Below are 13647 nucleotides of genomic sequence, written 5' to 3'. Positions count from 1 at the left end.
GATGACCCAGGCGAGCGAGCGAACCCGGCTGGTGGTCGTCGGCAACGGGATGGCGGGCGCCCGTGCGGTGGAGGAGATCCTCGTCCGGGCCCCGGGCCGGTTCGACATCACCATGTTCGGTGACGAGCCCTACGGCAACTACAACCGCATCATGCTCAGCCACGTGCTGGCAGACGGCGGCGACCCCGCCGGGGTCGAGGAGATCTACCTCAACCCGCTGGACTGGTACGCCGACAACGACATCACCCTGCACTCAGGCGTCCGCGTGGTCCGCATCGACCGGTTCGCCCGCAAGGTGTTCGCGGACGACGGCACCATCTGCTCCTACGACAAGCTGATCCTGGCGACCGGCAGCCGGACCTTCTTCCCGCCTATGGACGGCATGTGGGTGGACGATCGCACCCTGACCCCGGGCGTGTTCGGGTTCCGGACGCTCGACGACACGACCTCGATGCTGGACTACGCCGCGGACCATCGCACCGCCGTCGTCATCGGCGGTGGACTGCTCGGCCTGGAGGCCGCCCACGGGCTGCAGCAGCAGGGCCTGGATGTGCACGTGGTGCAGTCCGGCCCGGTGCTGATGAACCAACAGCTCGACGCCGAGGCCGGGGCGATCCTGCGCAGGATCGTCGAGAGACTCGGCATCCAGGTGCACCTCGGCGGCCGCACGACGGCCGTCCGGAGCGCGGGTTCCGTCACCGGTGTCGTGTTCGCGGACGGCACGGCCCTGGACGCGGACATGGTCGTGGTGACCGCGGGCATTCGGCCCAACGTCGGCCTAGCCGTGATCTCCGGGATCACCGTGGAGCGGGCCATCGTCACCGACGACCAGATGCGTTCGGTGGACGACCCGGACATCTACGCCGTCGGCGAGTGCGCCCAGCACCGCGGCGAGGTCTACGGCCTGGTCGCGCCGCTGTGGGAGCAGGCGGTCGTGCTCGCCGACCACCTCGCCGGCGCGAACCCGAAGGCCGCCTACCACGGCTCGAAGACCGCGACGAAGCTCAAGGTCGCCGGCGTGGACGTGGCGGCGATGGGGCTCAAGGGCCCCGAGCGGGAGGACGACGAGTTCGTCCGCTTCTCCGAGCCAGGCCGCGGCGTCTACAAGTCCGTGGTGATCCGGGACGGACGGCTGGTCGGCGCGACCCTGCTCGGGGACGTCGGCAAGGTCGCGTTCCTGACGCAGAGCTTCGACCGCGGTCTGCCGCTGCCCGAGGAGCGCGTCGAGCTGCTGTTCGAGCTCGCCGGCCCGTCGGGGGAGCAGGGCGCGGCGGAGATGGACGACTCGGTGCAGGTCTGCAACTGCAACGGCGTGTCCAAGGGGGCGCTGGTGGCGTGCGTGCGCAGCGGCACCCACAGCGTCACGGGCGTCATGGCGGCCACCCGGGCCGGCAAGGGCTGCGGGTCCTGCAAGGACCTGGTCTGCGATGTCGTCGAGTGGGCCGTGGGACAGGAGGGCGGCGCCGTCGAGGTGGACGAGAGCGCCGAGTGGTACGTGCCGGCCATCCCGCTGCGTAAGCCCGAGCTGGTCGAGGCGATCCGCGAGCAGGGGCTGCGCTCGGTGTCCGCGGTGTTCGCCGCACTCGCGCCGGACGGGGAGGATGCGGGCAGCAAGATGGCCCTGACCTCGCTGCTGCGCACGGTCTGGCCCGGGGAGTTCGTCGACGAGCGGGACGCCCGCTTCATCAACGACCGGGTCCACGCCAACATCCAGCGGGACGGCACGTTCTCGGTGGTGCCGCAGATCAAGGGCGGGGTGACCACGCCGGACCAGCTGCGCCGGATCGCGGACGTCGCCGACAAGTACCGGGTGCCGATGGTCAAGATCACCGGTGGGCAGCGGATCGACCTGCTCGGCGTGCGCAAGCAGGACCTGCCCGCCGTCTGGGCGGACCTGGACATGCCCTCGGGCTACGCCTACGGCAAGTCCTTCCGCACGGTGAAGACCTGCGTCGGTACCGACTACTGCCGCTTCGGCCTCGGCGACTCGACGGGCCTCGGCGTCGCGATCGAGCAGCGCTACCAGGGACTGGAGAGCCCGGCGAAGCTCAAGCTCGCCGTCGCCGGTTGCCCGCGGAACTGCTCGGAGGCGCTGGTCAAGGACGTCGGGCTGGTCGCCGTCGGTGAGGACCGGTGGGACGTGCTGGTCGGCGGTGCCGCCGGTGCGTCGGTCCGCAAGGGGGACGTGCTCGCCACGGTGGACGGCCACGCCGAGGCGACCCGGCTGACCGGCCGGTTCATCCAGTACTACCGCGAGCACGGGCGCTGGCTCGAGCGGACCTACGACTTCGTGCCGCGGGTCGGCATCGAGGAACTCCGGGCGATCCTGGTCGAGGACCGGGACGGGCTCGCAGAGGGACTCGACGAGAGGGTCCAGCAGGCCGTGGACGCCTACCGGGACCCGTGGCAGGAGGGCCGTGAGCCCACCACACCGGGCCAGTTCGGGGACGCGCTGCCGCTGTTGCCACTGCCCCAGGTCCCGGTACGCGGCGGTGTCCCGTCCGGGGCCGGTCGGCAGGAGGAGTCGTGAGCTCCGGGGAGCTCGTGCGCCACCGGCTGGGGCCGGTGTCGGCGCTGCCCGTGGGCGAGGGCCGCACCTTCGCGGTCGGGACCGAGCAGGTCGCGGTGTACCGGCTGCGGGACGGGGCTCTGCGGGCGGTGTCGGCGGTCTGCCCGCATTCGGGCGGCCCGCTGGCCGACGGGACCGTGGACGCGGAGAAGGTCGTCTGCCCGCTGCACAACTTCTCGTTTGCCTTCGAGGACGGCCGTTGCCTCAACGGGGACTTCGCCCTGACGGTCTTCGCCGTCTCCGAGGAGGACGGCGACGTGGTCGTCGAGCTCTGACGGAGGAGAGAGGCCCGGCACATCACGAGATCCCGGAGAAGAACGAGAAGGAGGAGACAGGGGTGTCCTGAGACGCACAGCCGGTGACTCAGCTCGCCGAGCTGACTCGGCGAGACTGCCTCACGCTGCTCGAGACGAGCGATCTCGGCGGCTGACTCGCTCGGTCATCGCTCAGGTCGGCGGGTAGTAGCGCATCCAGGCCACGTCCATCTGCGACGGCGTCGTCGGCGAGTTGCCCGCCGGGAACCAGTCGAGCTGGATGGTGCATCGGTCCCGGCGGCAGGTGGGTGGTGTCGAAGTCGGTGAACCACACCTGGCCGTCGATGAAGCCGGTCACGCCGGCAGGCGTCCACTCCACCGCCCGCGCGCCGCGACGCGCTGATCGGGTGGACCGCCGAGATCACCGAGCCCGGGGCCATGCGGTCCGCGTGGCTGCGGATGGTGCAGCAGCTGCCCGGCGAGGCCCGCGCCTACGCCGCGACGCTCTGCGCGATCGCCGCGCTCCTCGAGGGCGACGGCGCCACCGCCAACGTCGCCCTCGACCTGGCCGAGGAACTGCGCCCGAGCCTGACCCTGGTCAGGCTGATCGGCCAGATCACCGCCCGCGGCATCACGCCCACCGCTCTGCGTTAGTTGATCCGCGACGGCGTGCGGTGACCGAGCGTTGGGCCCACCGCCCGCGCCGCGGGCGGAAAGACGCCGGGCACCGGGGCGGCGGCGCCGTAGCGGCATAGTGGTGGCGGGCCGCACCCATGAGACAGTGCGGGGAGCTGGACGGGCAGGGTGTCCCGCGTGACGACGCGCCGCGGCTCGGTCATGGAGCCATTCAGTCGTCGACGTCGGTCACCTCCGGGGTCGCGCGCCAGGACGCGAGGACCGGTCGCAGCCCCTCCACGAGCGACGGCAGCTCCGGTCCCATGGCGTGGCAGGCGACCAACTGGATCATCCGCCCGGCCTCCATGAGCCGGACCAGTTCGCGGTCGGCGGGGCGCGGAGCGGCTGCGTCGTAGGCGTCGAGTACCTCGGTGCCGACGAAGGCGAGGTCCCATTCGACAGCGCCGAGGCAGGCGTGCTCGAAGTCGGAGTCGAGCGAGCCGGTCGGCGTGCGCAGGACGTTGTAGGTCGGGGCGTCGCCGTGGATCGGCTGGACCGGGGTGCCACGCGCGGCCAGTCGTCCTGGCGAGGTGAGGAACGGGCCGAGGACGGCCCATTCTCGACGTGCGCGGGCGAGGTCGGCGGGGTCGAGGAGGTCGGGACGGCCCTTGAGCCACTCGAGCATGGCGGGGATCGAGGCGTCGAGCGGGGCCATCACCGGCAGCGATACCGGGCAGTCCCGCAATGCGGAGTGCAGCCGGGCCAGTCCGGTGCCGAGGTCGGCCGGGGACGGCTCGCCCGATGGCAGCACCTCGAGGCGTTCCCAGAAGGTGACCGAGTGCCCGTCGTGCGCCATGGGCACTGCAGGGACGAGCGGGCTCGGGCATGCGACGGGATGCCCGGCGCTGGCCAGCCATCCGGCCACGGCGAGCTCACGCTGCTGTTGGGCGTACACGTCGGGCGGCCGGACGGGCGGAAGCACCGTGGGCACCCGCGCGACGACCGGAGCCGGGTCGAGCCGGACGACGACGGAGAACACGTCGTACAGCACCGTCGGCTCCTCGACGGGAAGCCCCACGGCGCGGCCCGCGCCGGCGGCAGCCGCAGCCGCCCGCTGCGCGCGGGCCGCGATCTCCTCAGGCGTCCTCATGCCGAGGCATGGTGCCCGATCCGTCCGTCTCGCGCGCTCGGGTTCCGGGTGTCATGTTCCGGGTGTCATATCGCCAGACGGGCACGGTGACCTCGGTGGCGAGATGCGCCCTGTCGCGCGTCGCCGCTGAGCCAGCGGATCCGGCGTCCGACCGGTCCACGTCGAGATCCACATCAATAACGGTGTCCGGGTCTCCGCGCGTCCCATCATCGTCCCCTCGGCCATCCGCCATACGTCCGCGCAGACGCCCTGGTAGCTGTCAAGGACTCGCGTGCAAGCGGCGTCCCTGGCGGTGGTCCCGTCCACCGTGAATCCCGACGGGCAGGATTGGGCCTCGTAGTCCCGAACCGCTCGGCCACCGGGCAGTGTCACGGAGAGGACGAGTCGCGCCACCGACGACTTGTCGCACGAAGGACGTGCGGGGTGTCCAGAACGACGGGCCTCAGACGATCGTCCGCCTGATGACGAGGCGATTCGCTGCGTGTCTCGACCTGCGAACGGGCTGAACCGGTGTCTCGGACGACCACGGCACGCTCACCGCGAACGCCCCGCCGGTGAGGCCGGTGTGGTTGATGGAGACGCCCGAAGGTCAGCACACACCCCGGGCCATGACGCGATGAACCCGCGCCCATCCATCCCGGTGAGACCGCCGCTGCAGTCCGCGAGCTCGGCCGCCGGGCGGTCGGAGGCGGTCACGACCGGGATGGACGAGCCGGAACCCCCGCCCCAGACCCGGGGCGCGCACTGAGGCAAGCCGCGTCACCCCAACACACCGACCTCCAGACAGGAGCCCCGCCATGAACGAGAACACCTTCCACGGCACCGTCGGCCGCGAGATCCGGATCAACCACAGCCAGCGCAGCGGCGTCGCGGTGGTCAACTTCTCCATCGCCATCAACTCCCGGCGCTTCGACAAGTCCAAGGGCCAGTGGGTGGAGCGCCCCCACGGTCTGGAAGGACGTGGTCGTGTTCGGGCAGTTCGCCGAGAACGTCTACGACACCCTCACGACCGGCATGCACGTCGCGGTCACCGGTGAGGAGGTCGACGACTCCTACACCAAGGAGCTCGACGAGCCCGGCCGCGACGACGTGGTCATCCGCCGCACCAAGATCGAGGCCCGCGACGTCGCGGTGAGCCTGCGCTTGCAGAAGGCGACGGTGGAGAAGGTGCAGCGCTCCCGCGAGCAGGCCGGCGACCAGCAGAGCAACGGCCGGGCGGCCACCGCGCCGCAGCCGGTCGGCTGACCGCCCGCCCGGGCGGCCCGCACCCCGCGGGCCGCCCGGCCGGTGTGCTCACCCCCGCCCGAGCACCCGCACGGCCGGCTGGGTGCGGCGCCGGGCGTCATCGGTATGAGGACGTCATCGGTTCACGACGTCGGCGTCCCAGGCCAGCGAGTCACCCGGAGAGACCGGCCACGCCTCGAGGCCGGGGCAGGCCAGCACGGCATCGATCAGCCTGCGGGAACCTCCGATCAGGGTCGAGTCGAAGTCGATCTCGGTGGCCACACACCATGACTGGTCCTGCGGCCAGAACAGGTTCGGGGACTGTGGCCAGATCGCCTGCGGGGCGCCGAGACCGGTCGCGTCGGCCAGGGGGCCGGTGAACAGCAGGTAGTTCCGCCCAGGCAGTGCCAGGCGCGGCCCGTCGAGGACCTCGAGCGGGAACGCCGACGGGGGCTCGCCCTCCTCGATCACGGTGCCGTCGGCCGCGGCGCGGGTGAACCAGGCGCCGCGGCCGTCGACCCAGCCCAGGCCCTCCCAGAGCGCGAACACGCACCGCTGGTCACCGGTCGGCCCAGCGAGCACGTCGAGCAACGCGGTCAGGGACCGCGCCGGGAGGGTCCCCTCCTCCGGCGGGGACCCCGACCAGGCCGAGTGCAGGGTCACCCCGCTGCCGCCGGTAGCGGGGACATCACGGGTGCGCGAGATCGTCCGCCACTGCATCAACGGGTGGGCGATCGTGGCGGTGGTGGTGCAGACCAGCGCCCAGGTGCCCGGCTCGCCGGTCATGGTGTGCGGCGGGTGCAGGACACGGGCGTAGGCGTCGAACACCGCCGGAACGTGCTGGCCCACCGTGCCGTCGAGCCGCTCCAGGTGCGCAGCGATCCAGTTCCCGGCACCGACGTCCGGGAGCCACTCCGGGCGTCCCATGTCGGCCATGGTCACCGTGGGGCCGGAGGCGTGCCACTGGTTTGCCGCGCTGGTCGGGATGCGGCTGGTCGGGGTGCGGCTGTCGGGGTGCGGCGGTCGGGATGCGGGGGTCGCGGAGGGCGCCTCGCGGGGTCGTGGGTGCTCTCCTCGCTGGTCGACGTCGCGATCCTGCCCGAGAACCCGTTCGCCCGGTCCAGGCCCTGCGCTGCGCTGCGGCCGCGCGCGGTCGCCTGCGGCGAGCCCGGCCCGGCTTCCGGGACCCCGAGCCTTCCGGTTCGCGCCGAAGCGAGGACAGGCCACACCCGATCCCCGGACGGGCGCCGCCCGCGCCGCCCGACCGGCAGCCGTGGGGTGTCCGGACCGGCCCTCGCTCAGAGAGCACCAGGTACGTCGTGCAGGGCGGCGACCAGCGGAAACGGAAGGAGAAAGCGGATGAAGCTCAGCAGGAGCAGCAAGCGTCAGAGCACCCGTGACGGCGGCGCGGAGAAGCGGTTCTGCCGCGGCTGCGGCCACCAGCTGTTCGCGACGAGATGGGGCTACCAGGAGGTCTGCTCGAAGCCCCGCTGCCAGGCGATCGTCCTGGCCCGCACCGAGCACCGCCTCGCCTGACCGGCGCCCCCCGACCCGAGACCAACACGATCCAGAAGAGGAGACCGAGATGGACTGGCGGAACAAGGCCGCATGCCGCGGCCAGGAGCCCGAGCTGTTCTTCCCCGTCGGCAACGCCGGGCCCGCGCTGGAGCAGACCGCGAAGGCCAAAGCGGTGTGCGCCCGCTGCCCGGTGCGCCGGCAGTGCCGGGACTGGGGCCGGGCGCACGAGGACAGCGGTGTCTGGGGCGGCGAGGACGAGTACGAGCGCCGCGAGGCCCGCGACCAGCACCGCCGCAGCCGCCGCTCGTTCCGAGCCGCATGACCATCACCCACCCGATCACGGGCTGGTGAGACGGGCCAGAAGGTAGCTGGCCCGTCTCACCGGCACCGTACCCGACCAGGGAGAACACCCCGTGAGCACGAACAGGAGCACGACCACGATCCCGCTGGTGAGCGAGCCACGGGACTTCCCCCGCAAGTCCGCGCTGGTGTCCTGCGCCCGGCTGGCCATGCACCCACGCAACATCCGCACGACGCTCACCGATCTCGACGAGCTCGCCGCGTCGATCCGCGCCGAAGGCGTGCTGCAGCCGCTGCTGGCGCACGCCCGGTTCGAGCGCCGCCCCGGGGTCGACCTCGAGGTCATCGACGGGCACCGGCGCCTCGCCGCCGCGGAGATCGCCGGGCTGCGCCGGGTACCGGTGATCGTGCGCCCACGAGTCACCGACGACGCGCTGTTCGCGATGCTCGGCGCCGCGCTGAAGGCCGACGTCGAGGACCGGGACAAGGCCAAGGCGGTGACCGCGCTGCATGAGGAGTTCGACTACACCTGGCCCGAGATCGCCGCCCGCCTCCAACTGCCCCTCAACACCGTCCTGACCTGGAGCCAAGACCGGCCGCGGGCGGCGAGGCCGCGCTCCACCCGTCAGGGCAACGCAGGCACCCGGGCGCCGAGGATCAAGCCCTCCGCCGTGCACGAGATGTGCGCCCGGTTTGACCGCCGCGAGCTTCACCGCCGCGCAGGTCGTCGAGCAGCTGCGCGCGCTGCTCGGGGACTGGCACCCCGCCCTGGCCACCACGGTGCACAACGCGAAGACCACCCCGACCACCCGCAGCCCGATCAGCCGCACCCCGACCGATCCCACCGGCCCGACCAGCACGGAGGCTCAGCCATGACCACCCCGACCACGATCCCCGCGGCCGCGGGGCGGCCCGCCCAGGGCCGTGAGCTGCCCGGTTCTGTCGGGCCGACCTGGCAGGCTGCAGACGATCACCTTCGGGGGGACGTCATGGCGGATCCGGGGCGACCGCAGCCACCACACCAGCAGCCACCGCACCAGCGGCCACCGCACGAGCAGCCGCGGCGACGCGCGGTGCGCCCGCCGCGCCCGACCAGGCTGATGCAGGCCGCCCTCGACGCCGCGGCCGCCGGACTCTACGTGTTCCCGGTGTCGCCCAAGGGCAAGCTGCCCGCGATCAAGGAGTGGGAGGACGCCGCCACCCGCGACCCGCAGTTGATCGAGGAGTGGTGGAGCGCGCGGCCGTGGAATCTGGGGCTGGCCGTCGGCCGGTCGAACGTGCGACCCGGCCCGCGGGCAGGTAGTGGAAGGAGGTGCCCTCGTCGCGCAGGGCGCTGTCCACCACCACGGCGTGTCCGACGGTCAACTCGGGCACGAGCGAGCCCGCCCCGCCCACCGCCACCGCGGCCCGGACGCCGAGCGCGATCAGCTCCTCGAGGAAGATCGCCGACAAGGGCGCGCCGATACCGGGCTGGATCATCGCCAGCCGCCGCCCGCCCCGCTCGATCTCGTGCACGGGCCACGGCCCGAGCTCCGAGGACAGGTGAACCGTGCGGACCGCGGGAACGGCGGACACGACCTCGGGGAAGAAGCACAGCACCGCGGCCTCCGGGAGGCGCAGGCGGCGCGGCACCACGCGGTGCGGTTCGAGGACTCCCGAGTCGGCCAGGTCGTCCTCGCAGAGGGGCAGCGGATCCCCGGGCCGATCATGCCGCGCGGCGCTACCGTTTCCGGGAGCGGGCACGGATGTTGTGCGCTCAACCATCGTTCGGACGGGGCACCACCGACGGAAGGGGAGTCCGATGCCGCAGCCCGAGGGAGCCGAGCTCGAGGCCATCCGCGCCCGACGCGCCGACCTGCGCGGGAAGTACCTGCAGGCGCCCGCCGACCGGAAGCCGACCACGGTGCGGGGTGTTCACCACCTCGCGCTGATCTGCAAGGACGTCGAGGAGACCATCCGCTTCTACCAGGAGCTGCTGGGCTTCCCGCTCGTCGAGCTCGTGGAGAACCGCGACTACCGCGGCTCCAGCCACTTCTTCTTCGACATCGGCCACGGCAACCTGCTCGGCTTCTTCGACTTCCCGGGCCACGACCACCCGGACTTCAGCGAGACGATCGGCGCGGTGCAGCACCTCGCGCTCTCCACCTCGACGGAGGAGTTCGACAGGGCGAAGGTCCGGCTCGACGAGGCCGGCATCGACTACCTCGGGCCCGACCGCGGCGTCGAGAACAGCCTGTACATCCGGGACCCCAACGGCGTCGGCCTCGAGTTCTACCGCGAGGAGCTCGGGAGGTTCGAGGGCGAGGAGCTCCTGAGGTAGACCCCGTCCGGCGCTCCATCCGGCCCGCCGCCGGCACCGGCCGGCGCGGGTCCCGGACCGGCGCGCAACCTCGGCCGCCGCCACACGTCCCAGGGGTGAGGGACCGGTACGGCCCCTCGCTACCGTGGTCCGCGGCAGGAGCGGACCGGCGACTCGCTTCGAGCGGGGCGGGCGGAGCGAGCATCGCCTCGAGCGGAGCGAGCATCGCCTCGAGCGGAGCGAGCATCGCCTCGAGCGGAGCGTGCGGAGCGAGCATCGACACCGACGGGACGGTGCAGGGACGGATGAACGGTGACCGACGCGGTCCGGCCGGGCCGCCGCCGGGCAGGGGCGGTCCGCCCCCGCGGCGCGGGGGCGGGCCGGGCTGGACCGCCCAGCCGCAGCGCCGCTCCGGCCCGCCGGGGCTGGGCGGTTCGCGGCAGGGTCCGGGACAGGGCCGTCCGGTGCCGCCGCCCGGACGCCCGACGGGACCACCGCCCCAGGGTCCACCGCCGCAGGGTCCACCGCAGCAGGGTCCACGGCAGAGCACACGGATGGTGCCGTCGTCGGCCCGCGGACCGGAGACGTACCGGCCGCCGGTCCGCACCCGGCCGCCGAGGCCGCCGCGCCCCCGCCGGCCCGGGCGCCGGGGACGCCGCATCAAGATCGCGCTCGCCCTGATCCTCGTCGCGCTCGTCGGGTGGGGCGTGTACCTCGACCAGAACCTCAACCGGGTTTCCGCGTTGCCTCCCGGCAGCACCGCGGAGTCGTCGGGAACCAACTGGCTGATCGTCGGGTCGGACAGCCGCGCCGACCTCTCCGCGGAGGACGAGCAGCGGCTCGGCACGGGCGACGCCGCCGGCCAGCGCACCGACACGATCATGCTGCTGCACTCCGGCAGCTCGGGGTCGGTGCTGGTCAGCCTCCCGCGGGACTCCTACGTGCCGATCCCGGGGCACGGCTCCAACAAGCTCAACGCCGCATACGCCTTCGGCGGCCCGCAACTGTTGATCAGCTCGGTCGAGGCGGCCACGGGCCTGCACATCGACCACTACGCGGAGATCGGGTTCGGCGGGTTCGTCGACGCGGTCGACGCCGTGGGCGGCGTGGAGCTCTGCGTGCCGACGGCGATCACGGACCCGAAGGCGAACCTGGACATCCAGGCCGGCTGCCAGGAGCTCGACGGGCAGACCGCCCTCGGGTACGTCCGCACCCGCGCCACCGCGGGCTCGGACTTCGACCGGGTGCAGCGGCAGCGGGAGTTCCTCTCCGCGCTGATCGCGAAGGCCACCAGCCCGGCCACGCTGGTCAACCCGTTCCGCGTGATCCCGCTCGCCGACGCGATGACCGCCCTGGTCACGGTCGACGACAACGATCACATCTGGAACATCGCCCAGCTCGGCCTGGCCATGCGCGGGGTCACCAACGGCGGTGTCGCGACCACCACCCCGGTGGGCAGCACCCCGACCATCGGCGGGCAGTCGGTCGTCCGGTGGGACAGGAGCCGGGCGAGCGCGTTGTTCGGCTCGCTGCAGAAGGACGAGACGCCGGCGGAGAGCTCGCTCGGTCCGTGATGCCCGGTGAGGCGGCGACGGTCGCTCCCGCGACCATCGCCACTCCCGGGGCTCAGGCGGTGCGGCGCTTGCGGGTCGTGGGCTTCTTCTCGGCCCCGTCCTCGCCCTCGTCGGCCTTCTTGCGACGGCCGGCCGTCTTGCGGCGGGCCGGCTTCTCCTCCTCCACCGGCTCCTCGGTCTCCTGCGCGTCCGCGCCCGCTCTCGTCGCGGCCTTCTTCCCCGACGGGCCCCGGGCGGCCTCCACGCTGGCCTGCAGGGCCGACAGCAGGTCGGTCATCGAGTCGCCCTCGTCGTCGCGCTTCTGCTCGACCGGTGCCGGCTTCGTGTCGCCGTGCTCCTTCTTCGACTCGATCAGCTCGACGACGGCGTCGCGGTACTCGTCGTGGAACTCCGCGGGGTCGAAGTCCGCGCCCATGCTCTCGATCAGCGACGCGGCCATCTGCTTCTCCTGCGGCCGCAGCTCGATGTCCTGCTCGAGGACGTCGAAGTCCGGCTCGCGGACCTCGTCCGGCCACAGCATGGTCTGGAGCACGATCGTCCTGTCCCGCACCCGCAGCAGCGCCAGGCTCTCCCGCTGCCGCAGCGCGAACCGCACGATCGCCATCCGGTCGGTCTCGGCCAGCGCCTCGCGCAGCAGGGCGTAGGGCTTGGCCGCCTTCGTCTCCGGCTCGAGGTAGTAGCTCTTGTCGAACAGCAGCGGGTCGATCTGGTCGGCGGGCACGAACTCGATCACGTCGATCTCGTGCCCGCTGGCCACCGGCAGCGAGTCGAGGTCCGCCTCGTCGAGCGTGATCAGCTCGCCGTCCTCGGTCTCGTAGCCCTTCACGATGTCCGCGTACTCCACGACCTCGCCGCACACCGTGCAGGTCCGCTTGTACCGGATGCGGCCGCCGTCGGCGCCGTGCACCTGGTGGAAGCGGATGTCGTGGTTGGTCGTGGCCGAGTAGAGCTTGATCGGCACGCTGACCAGCCCGAAGGACACCGCGCCGCTCCACATCGCGCGCATGGTCGCCCGTCCCTTCCGCGCCGGTTGCCGTCCGTGACGGCCCGTCGGGTGACAGCATGACGGTGTGCAGCCCATGCTCGCCACTCCCGGACCGCTCCCGACGGGGGAGGAGTGGGTCTACGAGGTGAAGTGGGACGGCATGCGGGTGCTGGCCGAGGTCACCGACGGTGAGGTACGCCTGGTCACGCGGGCGGGCCGGGACGTCACCGCGACCTTCCCCGAGCTGGCCGGGCTGGCCGCGATCGCCCCCGACGTCGTGCTCGACGGCGAGGTCGTCCTGCTGGAGGAGGGGGTGCCGAGCTTCGCGGCGCTGGCCGACCGGGTGCATCGTCCGGTGTCCCGCACCCGCGCCCTGGCCCGGCCCGTCACGTTCATGGTGTTCGACGTCCTGCGGCTCTACGGCGTCGCGCTGCTCGAGCGCCCGCTGCACGAGCGCCGCGCCACCCTCGAGCGGCTCGACACCGCCTCGGTCCCGACGGTGCAGCTCTCCCCGCTCTACACGGACGGGCGCGCGCTGTTCGAGGCCGCCGGGCGGCGGGGGATGGAGGGCATCCTCGCCAAGCGGCGCGAGTCCGAGTACCGGCCGGGCCGGCGCAGCGCGGCCTGGGTGAAGGTGACCCACCGGTACACCCAGACCTGCCTGGTCGGCGGCTGGCGCCCGGAGCGGACCGGGTCGGGAACGCGGATCGCGGCCCTGCTGCTCGGCGTGCCCGACGGCGGCGACCTGCTCTACGCGGGCCGGGTCCCCGTCGGGCTCGCCGCGGCGGCGGTCCACCGGGTGCTCGGCGAACTGGTGACGGACCTGGAGGCGGACGCCTCGCCCTTCACGGGGCGCCCACCCCGCGCGGAGGCCGCCGGCGCGCACTGGTGCGAGCCGGTCGTCGCGGTCGAGGTGGCCCACCACGGCTGGACGGCCGAGGGCCGCCTGCGCCGGCCGGTGTTCCGCGGGGTCCGCGCCGACGTCGACCCGTCGGAGGTGCGGAGGGAGGGCTGATGCGACACATCTGGAATCCCGCGCGCCGGGGGTGTTGGATGACGCGGACGGCGATGCTCGAGAAGGGGGCACCCACCGTGGACGTGCACGAACCGGCCGACCGGGTACCGGCGGGACGCGACGCGCGGCGGACGAGACCCGCCG

General features: G+C 72.7%; 16 protein-coding genes and 2 pseudogenes. 13 read left to right on the top strand and 5 right to left on the bottom strand.

Features of this window, described 5'->3' with window-relative positions; genetic code table 11:
* Position 1 precedes the first annotated feature (1 nt).
* Positions 2-2530, top strand: a complete 2529-nt coding sequence (gene nirB / locus ACL02T_RS22165; RefSeq protein ID WP_412832645.1) for a nitrite reductase large subunit NirB — start codon at positions 2-4, stop codon at positions 2528-2530.
* The gene (locus ACL02T_RS22160; protein ID WP_412832644.1) at positions 2527-2844 is read left to right on the top strand and encodes a Rieske (2Fe-2S) protein; all 318 of its coding nucleotides are present in this window, start codon (positions 2527-2529) and stop codon (positions 2842-2844) included. The genes nirB and ACL02T_RS22160 overlap by 4 nt, the downstream gene beginning before the upstream one ends.
* Before the next feature lie 88 nt (positions 2845-2932).
* Here ACL02T_RS22160 and ACL02T_RS22155 read toward each other — a convergent pair whose 3' ends face one another.
* Positions 2933-3181, bottom strand: coding sequence for a hypothetical protein (locus tag ACL02T_RS22155; RefSeq protein WP_412832643.1), 249 nt, complete (start codon positions 3179-3181; stop codon positions 2933-2935).
* A 41-nt stretch (positions 3182-3222) separates the two neighbouring features.
* Here ACL02T_RS22155 and ACL02T_RS22150 point away from each other — a divergent pair, with 41 nt between their 5' ends.
* Entirely contained in the window at positions 3223-3477 is a 255-nt protein-coding gene (locus ACL02T_RS22150) for a DUF4192 family protein (RefSeq protein ID WP_412832674.1), read from the top strand.
* Positions 3478-3670: 193 nt separating this feature from the next.
* Here ACL02T_RS22150 and ACL02T_RS22145 read toward each other — a convergent pair whose 3' ends face one another.
* Complete coding sequence (locus ACL02T_RS22145; RefSeq protein WP_412832642.1) at positions 3671-4588, bottom strand: phosphotransferase; 918 nt, start codon at positions 4586-4588, stop codon at positions 3671-3673.
* A gap of 797 nt (positions 4589-5385) precedes the next feature.
* On the opposite strand from ACL02T_RS22145, the gene ACL02T_RS22140 reads away from it, so the two are divergent.
* The gene (locus ACL02T_RS22140; protein WP_412832641.1) at positions 5386-5625 is read left to right on the top strand and encodes a single-stranded DNA-binding protein; all 240 of its coding nucleotides are present in this window, start codon (positions 5386-5388) and stop codon (positions 5623-5625) included.
* The gene (locus ACL02T_RS22135) at positions 5555-5833 is read left to right on the top strand and encodes a single stranded DNA-binding domain-containing protein (protein ID WP_412832640.1); all 279 of its coding nucleotides are present in this window, start codon (positions 5555-5557) and stop codon (positions 5831-5833) included. Before ACL02T_RS22140 ends, ACL02T_RS22135 begins: the two co-directional genes overlap by 71 nt.
* Positions 5834-5947: 114 nt before the next feature.
* On the opposite strand, the gene ACL02T_RS22130 is transcribed toward ACL02T_RS22135, so the two are convergent.
* A complete protein-coding gene (locus tag ACL02T_RS22130; protein WP_412832639.1) occupies positions 5948-6739 on the bottom strand; it encodes a hypothetical protein in 792 nt (263 codons plus the stop codon).
* Between the two features lie 432 nt (positions 6740-7171).
* On the opposite strand from ACL02T_RS22130, the gene ACL02T_RS22125 reads away from it, so the two are divergent.
* The 5 genes and pseudogenes from ACL02T_RS22125 to ACL02T_RS22105 all read left to right on the top strand — a co-directional run.
* Positions 7172-7348: a hypothetical protein gene (locus ACL02T_RS22125; RefSeq protein ID WP_412832638.1), complete on the top strand. Its 177-nt coding sequence runs from the start codon at positions 7172-7174 to the stop codon at positions 7346-7348.
* A gap of 49 nt (positions 7349-7397) precedes the next feature.
* Positions 7398-7652, top strand: a complete 255-nt coding sequence (locus ACL02T_RS22120; RefSeq protein ID WP_412832637.1) for a WhiB family transcriptional regulator — start codon at positions 7398-7400, stop codon at positions 7650-7652.
* A gap of 187 nt (positions 7653-7839) precedes the next feature.
* Positions 7840-8064, top strand: a pseudogene (locus ACL02T_RS22115) (ParB N-terminal domain-containing protein); the annotation flags it as partial.
* A 259-nt stretch (positions 8065-8323) separates the two neighbouring features.
* Entirely contained in the window at positions 8324-8506 is a 183-nt protein-coding gene (locus tag ACL02T_RS22110) for a hypothetical protein (RefSeq protein WP_412832636.1), read from the top strand.
* Positions 8503-8850 (top strand): annotated as a pseudogene (locus ACL02T_RS22105) (bifunctional DNA primase/polymerase); the annotation flags it as partial. The gene ACL02T_RS22110 and the pseudogene ACL02T_RS22105, both read left to right, overlap by 4 nt.
* Here the strand turns inward: ACL02T_RS22105 and ACL02T_RS22100 are convergent.
* Positions 8807-9394, bottom strand: coding sequence for a phosphorylase family protein (locus tag ACL02T_RS22100; protein WP_412832635.1), 588 nt, complete (start codon positions 9392-9394; stop codon positions 8807-8809). The pseudogene ACL02T_RS22105 and the gene ACL02T_RS22100 sit on opposite strands and share 44 nt — an antisense overlap.
* A gap of 37 nt (positions 9395-9431) precedes the next feature.
* Between ACL02T_RS22100 and ACL02T_RS22095 the strand changes: the two genes are divergently transcribed.
* Together ACL02T_RS22095 and ACL02T_RS22090 are read left to right on the top strand one after the other, a co-directional pair.
* Positions 9432-9950, top strand: coding sequence for a VOC family protein (locus tag ACL02T_RS22095; RefSeq protein ID WP_412832634.1), 519 nt, complete (start codon positions 9432-9434; stop codon positions 9948-9950).
* Between the two features lie 533 nt (positions 9951-10483).
* A complete protein-coding gene (locus ACL02T_RS22090) occupies positions 10484-11503 on the top strand; it encodes an LCP family protein (RefSeq protein ID WP_412832633.1) in 1020 nt (339 codons plus the stop codon).
* 52 nt (positions 11504-11555) lie between these two features.
* On the opposite strand, the gene ku is transcribed toward ACL02T_RS22090, so the two are convergent.
* The gene (gene ku / locus ACL02T_RS22085; protein ID WP_412832632.1) at positions 11556-12509 is read right to left on the bottom strand and encodes a non-homologous end joining protein Ku; all 954 of its coding nucleotides are present in this window, start codon (positions 12507-12509) and stop codon (positions 11556-11558) included.
* 73 nt (positions 12510-12582) lie between these two features.
* On the opposite strand from ku, the gene ligD reads away from it, so the two are divergent.
* Complete coding sequence (gene ligD, locus ACL02T_RS22080; protein WP_412832673.1) at positions 12583-13503, top strand: non-homologous end-joining DNA ligase; 921 nt, start codon at positions 12583-12585, stop codon at positions 13501-13503.
* Positions 13504-13647 lie beyond the last annotated feature (144 nt).

Origin of the sequence: Pseudonocardia oceanicola (assembly GCF_047200735.1) — a bacterium.
Taxonomy (GTDB): domain Bacteria; phylum Actinomycetota; class Actinomycetes; order Mycobacteriales; family Pseudonocardiaceae; genus Pseudonocardia.
The sequence above is the reverse complement of the archived record's forward strand: the minus strand, read 5'-3'. Positions and strand labels throughout refer to the sequence as shown.

Bases quoted from the DNA above. Each gene is read 5' to 3' on its own strand.
- nirB (WP_412832645.1), top strand. From the start codon at position 2: ATGACCCAGGCGAGCGAGCGAACCCGGCTGGTGGTCGTCGGCAACGGG.
- ACL02T_RS22145 (WP_412832642.1), bottom strand. From the start codon at position 4,588: ATGAGGACGCCTGAGGAGATCGCGGCCCGCGCGCAGCGGGCGGCTGCG.
- ACL02T_RS22140 (WP_412832641.1), top strand. From the start codon at position 5,386: ATGAACGAGAACACCTTCCACGGCACCGTCGGCCGCGAGATCCGGATC.
- ACL02T_RS22130 (WP_412832639.1), bottom strand. From the start codon at position 6,739: ATGGGACGCCCGGAGTGGCTCCCGGACGTCGGTGCCGGGAACTGGATC.
- ACL02T_RS22125 (WP_412832638.1), top strand. From the start codon at position 7,172: ATGAAGCTCAGCAGGAGCAGCAAGCGTCAGAGCACCCGTGACGGCGGC.
- ACL02T_RS22120 (WP_412832637.1), top strand. From the start codon at position 7,398: ATGGACTGGCGGAACAAGGCCGCATGCCGCGGCCAGGAGCCCGAGCTG.
- ACL02T_RS22100 (WP_412832635.1), bottom strand. From the start codon at position 9,394: ATGGTTGAGCGCACAACATCCGTGCCCGCTCCCGGAAACGGTAGCGCC.
- ACL02T_RS22095 (WP_412832634.1), top strand. From the start codon at position 9,432: ATGCCGCAGCCCGAGGGAGCCGAGCTCGAGGCCATCCGCGCCCGACGC.
- ACL02T_RS22090 (WP_412832633.1), top strand. From the start codon at position 10,484: ATGGTGCCGTCGTCGGCCCGCGGACCGGAGACGTACCGGCCGCCGGTC.
- ku (WP_412832632.1), bottom strand. From the start codon at position 12,509: ATGCGCGCGATGTGGAGCGGCGCGGTGTCCTTCGGGCTGGTCAGCGTG.
- ligD (WP_412832673.1), top strand. From the start codon at position 12,583: ATGCTCGCCACTCCCGGACCGCTCCCGACGGGGGAGGAGTGGGTCTAC.